This is a genomic window from Kitasatospora sp. NPDC057512 (assembly GCF_042802135.1).
Classification (GTDB): Bacteria; Actinomycetota; Actinomycetes; order Streptomycetales; family Streptomycetaceae; genus Kitasatospora.
This window is the reverse complement of record NZ_JBHVET010000237.1, coordinates 6,335-10,939: the sequence shown is the minus strand read 5'-3', so window position 1 is coordinate 10,939 and position 4,605 is coordinate 6,335. Positions and strand designations below refer to the sequence as shown.

The following is a 4,605-nucleotide window of genomic DNA, read 5'->3' as shown; positions in this document are numbered from 1 at the left end:
GAGCCGTGCGGCTCCGGGCCTTCGCGTGGAACGACTGCCGTCGATCAGTCCAGGTAGTCGCGCAGCACCTGGGAGCGCGACGGGTGGCGCAGCTTCGACATGGTCTTCGACTCGATCTGGCGGATGCGCTCACGGGTGACCCCGTACACCTTGCCGATCTCATCCAGCGTCTTCGGCTGGCCGTCGGTCAGGCCGAAGCGCATCGAGACCACGCCCGCCTCGCGCTCGGACAGGGTGTCCAGCACCGAGTGCAGCTGCTCCTGGAGCAGGGTGAAGGAGACCGCGTCGGCCGGGACGACCGCCTCGGAGTCCTCGATCAGGTCACCGAACTCGCTGTCGCCGTCCTCGCCCAGCGGGGTGTGCAGCGAGATCGGCTCACGGCCGTACTTCTGGACCTCGATGACCTTCTCGGGGGTCATGTCGAGTTCCTTGGCCAGCTCCTCCGGGGTGGGCTCGCGGCCCAGGTCCTGGAGCATCTGGCGCTGGACACGGGCCAGCTTGTTGATGACCTCGACCATGTGCACCGGGATGCGGATGGTGCGGGCCTGGTCGGCCATGGCGCGGGTGATCGCCTGGCGGATCCACCAGGTGGCGTAGGTCGAGAACTTGTAGCCCTTGGTGTAGTCGAACTTCTCGACCGCACGGATCAGACCGAGGTTGCCCTCCTGGATCAGGTCCAGGAAGAGCATGCCGCGACCGGTGTAGCGCTTGGCCAGCGAGACCACCAGGCGGAGGTTGGCCTCCAGCAGGTGGTTCTTGGCCCGGCGGCCGTCCTCGGCGATGATCTCCAGCTCGCGCTTGAGCTTCGGGGCGAGCTTGTCGGCGGCCGAGAGCTTGTCCTCGGCGAACAGGCCGGCCTCGATGCGCTTGGCGAGCTCGACCTCCTGCTCGGCGTTGAGCAGCGGGACCTTGCCGATCTGCTTCAGGTAGTCCTTGACCGGGTCGGCGGTGGCGCCGGCGACGGCGACCTGCTGGGCCGGCGCGTCGTCCTCGTCGTCGTCGGAGAGGACGAAGCCCTCCGACTCCTCCTCCGGACCGGTGCCCTCGGCCTCGGTCTTGTCACCGGGCAGCGCGACGTCCTCGAGCAGCTCCTCCTCGCCGAGCAGCTCCTCGTCGCCCTTGGCGTTCTTGCCGGCGGCGGTCTTCTTGGCAGCGGTCTTCTTGGCCGGCGCGGCGGTCTTCTTGGCCGCGGCCTTCTTGGCCGGCGCCGCCTTCTTCGCGGGAGCCGCCTTCAGCTCGGAGCCGACCGCGGTCCTCTCCTCGGCGGTGATCTCGGCGGAGACGGTGGGAGCCGGGGCCGTGGCGGCCGCGACGGCCGGAGCCGCGACGGGGGCGCCGGGGGCGATCCGCACGGGCGGCTTGGTCGGGGCCGACGGGGCGGCCGGGGTCCGGGTGGTGACAGCCTTGGTGGCGGTGCGCTTGGTGGGGCTCTTGGCAGCAACGCTCTTGCGCTTGGCGCCGGCCGGTTCGGCCGCGCTGACCATGAGGTCCACCCCCTCCTCAATCAGCACCTGGTTGAGGCTGCGCATGACGTTCTTCCACTTGGTGACCGGGATCTGGTCCGCCTCGAACGCCTGGCGCACGTCGTCACCGGCGATCTGCCCCTGGGCCTTGCCCCGCTCGATGAGCGCCAGCAGAGCCGCGGACTCGGCGATCTCGGGGGGAAGCGAACGGGATGTGCTGGCCGACACGAACAACCTCTCGGACGATGAGTGGATCTCGAACCCGTACCGGCCGCCCGAGCGGGCGGGGAAGGAGATCGCGCGTCGGGCGCGCGGTGTCGATTCCGACCGACTCGGGCTTGAGGACTGGGTTTGCAGGACGGCAGCAGCGCCGCGGACCAACACAGCATTCTGACATGTTGGAGTATTCCGGAGCTGCTTCCGCTCAGGACACATCGCTGCTACTCGTCAAGTGTTACGCATGGCCTTCGTGTCGCGGGTCACACCGACCCGGCGCCCGCAACCCGGGGCCGCTTCCATCATCGCGCACTCGCGGGGTGGACTATTGTCATGGACAAGCCGTGGATTGGGCCCGCCTTTCGCCGGGCGGCTTTCCCGGACCCGGTGACCCCTCCCGGGCGCGGCCGACTCCCCCCGGCTCCGGTTTCCCCGGCGCTCCCCCGGCTCCCCCGGCGCTCTCCGCGTTCTCGGGGCTTCGGTCGACCCGAGGGGCGACGGCATGCGGAGGCCCCCCGGCTGCGCCGCGCGATGCGGCCGGAGGGCCCTGGCGGAGCGGACCGCCGCCAGCCGGCGCCTCCGCTCGTGGAAACAGCCCGTTCAGTGCTCCCTGGGCGCGGGGACGGACGGCTCGATCTCGGGATGGACGGTGAGCAGCGCCCGCATCGCGACCTCGCCCGCGGCACCGTCGCCGGCGCCCAGCGCGTCCACCAGCCGGGCGTGCAGGCCGACCGAGGACTCGGAGGGCCGCTCGCAGGAGATCGCCGGGCCACCCGAGACCTGCAGCGCACAGGCGACGATCCCGGACAGGTGCTCCAGCATCCGGTTGCCGGCCATCTGGAGGATCAGGCCGTGCAGCTCGGCGTCGGCCCGGGTGTACGTGGAGAGGTCGGCCTGGGAGGCGGCGTGGCCCATGATCTCGACCAGCTCGACCAGGCGCTGCTGGACGTCCTCCCGGCCGTGGCCGGCGGCGAGCCGGGCGGCCAGCGGCTCGATCGCCCAGCGGAGCTCGAACAGTTCCCGGCGCTGCTCGTCCCGCTGCGGACCGAAGGCGCGCCACTCGATGATGTCCGGGTCCAGCAGGTTCCAGTCGCCGACCGGACGGACCCGGGTGCCGACGTTCGGCCGGGCGCTGACCAGGCCCTTGGCCTCCAGCACGCGCAGCGACTCGCGGACGACGGTCCGGGAGACCTCGAACCGCTGGCCGATCTCCTCGGGCACCAGCGGGCGGTCGGCACCGAGATCGCCGGAGACGATCATCTGGCCGAGCTGCTGGACCAGCTGGCCGTGCAGACCGCGACCGCGGCTGCTGGTGGTCTTGCGGCCGACCCGGGCGATGTCGGACTCGGCGCCCTCCCAGCGGGGCGCCGGCGGGGTCGGCCGGTCGGCGTACGAGAAGCGGTCCAGGTCGCCGGGACCGTGGATCGGCCCATCGGCGGAACGGGCGGGGGTCATGGTGGGGTGCGCAAGGGTACTCACGCCTCCTTTGTCGGCGATCCGCAGGCGCGGCTTGAGAATTCTCGTGAAAAGCACACGAAAGGGTGATCGACCGTGACTGGATAATTGACTTCTTATCAGGAAGAACCGCGCATTACGGTCACTGCTGGTCGATCTTGGTAACCGCGGGCAAAGCCACGCCCCGGGGGCTTCCGCAGGGCCCCGGCAGGGCCGCCCATGGGTGCGGCACCGCGCGGGAAGCCCCGCGCGACAAGGAGCCACGGGCCTACAAGGAACCCCGGGCCTACAGGACGCGGCGGCGGGCTTGGACCAGCAGGGCGGCGAGCAGCAGGAGCCCCGCAGGGGCCGCGACCGCGGCGAGCAGTGCCGGGTCGGTCAGCGCCGCGCTCCCGGCCACCGCCTCGTGCGCACCGCCGTACACCCAGCCGTAGGCCCACTCGATCCCGGACTGGAACGGCAGCAGCTCGGCCGCCCGGGTCGGCCACGGCCTGCCGGTGTGACGCAGCAGCAGCGCGACGCCGGACTCCAGCAGCGGCGGCAGCGCGCACAGCAGCAGCACCCCGGCCGCGGCGCTGCGGGTCAGCGAGGCCGTCAGCACCCCGGTCCAGGCCGCCACCACGGTGAGCAGGACGAAGGCCAGCAGGGCGGCGGGCACCCCGTGACCGGCCATCAGTCCGAGCGGGGAGAACACGCCCGGCAGGTCGGACAGCCCGGACAGCCCGGCGCCGGTCACCGCTGCGGACACCCGGTCCGACAGCGCGGCCGGGTCCGCCCAGGCCGCCACGGTGACGCCGTCCGGCAGCGCGAGGTGCACGGCCAGCGTGTCGATCAGCAGGGTGGCCAGTGCCAACAGGGCCGCCACCGGTCCGATCACCAGCAGCTTGGCCAGCAGCAGCCGCACCCGGCGCGGGTACGACACCTGCGAGGCCGGCAGCCCCGGGTGGCGCACCTCGTGCCCGTACGAGAGCGCGCCCAGCACCCCGGCGCCGAGCGCCGCGAAGGGCAGCGGGACCAACGGGACGGCGGCGGTCAGCAGCCGCACCCCGGCCGGGGCGGCCAACGGGCCGTCCGGGGCCTGGTCCGCCAGGACGGCGGCCACGACGGCGTCGCCGAGCAGCACGGCGGCGAGCAGCAGCCAGGTGGAACGCAGGCCGCGCAGGCGGCGCAGCTCGTAGGCCAGGACACGCACGGTTCACTCGCTCCGGTGGTCGTCGGGGGTGGCGGGGGCGGGGGATGCGGGGATGGCGGGGGCTGTGGAAACGGCGGGGGGCTGGGCGGTGGAGGCCCGGACGACGCTCGTGCCCGGGGCGGGGCGACGGAGGCGGACGGTGTCGTCGGTGAGCAGGTCGTCGGCGCTCACCCGGCGGCCCGGGGGCCGGACCCGGGCGGGCGGCTGCGGCAGGGCCGGGGCCGGGTCGTCGCGGAAGAGCCGGTCGACGGCGACGGTGGGGGCGCGGGCGGGCTTGGC

Annotated in this window: 3 protein-coding genes and 1 pseudogene; all 4 read right to left on the bottom strand. The window is 72.8% G+C overall.

Going from position 1 to position 4,605, the window contains the following annotated elements; all coding sequences use genetic code 11:
- Nucleotides 1-44 precede the first annotated feature (44 nt).
- Nucleotides 45-1,691: an RNA polymerase sigma factor gene (locus tag ACFU6K_RS17585; RefSeq protein ID WP_380663949.1), complete on the bottom strand. Its 1,647-nt coding sequence runs from the start codon at nucleotides 1,689-1,691 to the stop codon at nucleotides 45-47.
- A 588-nt stretch (nucleotides 1,692-2,279) separates the two neighbouring features.
- Nucleotides 2,280-3,212 (bottom strand): FadR/GntR family transcriptional regulator, encoded by a 933-nt coding sequence (locus ACFU6K_RS17580; RefSeq protein WP_380663947.1) that lies wholly within the window; start codon nucleotides 3,210-3,212, stop codon nucleotides 2,280-2,282.
- 208 nt (nucleotides 3,213-3,420) lie between these two features.
- The gene (locus ACFU6K_RS17575; protein WP_380663946.1) at nucleotides 3,421-4,326 is read right to left on the bottom strand and encodes a hypothetical protein; all 906 of its coding nucleotides are present in this window, start codon (nucleotides 4,324-4,326) and stop codon (nucleotides 3,421-3,423) included.
- 3 nt (nucleotides 4,327-4,329) lie between these two features.
- A pseudogene (locus ACFU6K_RS17570) lies at nucleotides 4,330-4,605 on the bottom strand (hypothetical protein); the annotation flags it as partial.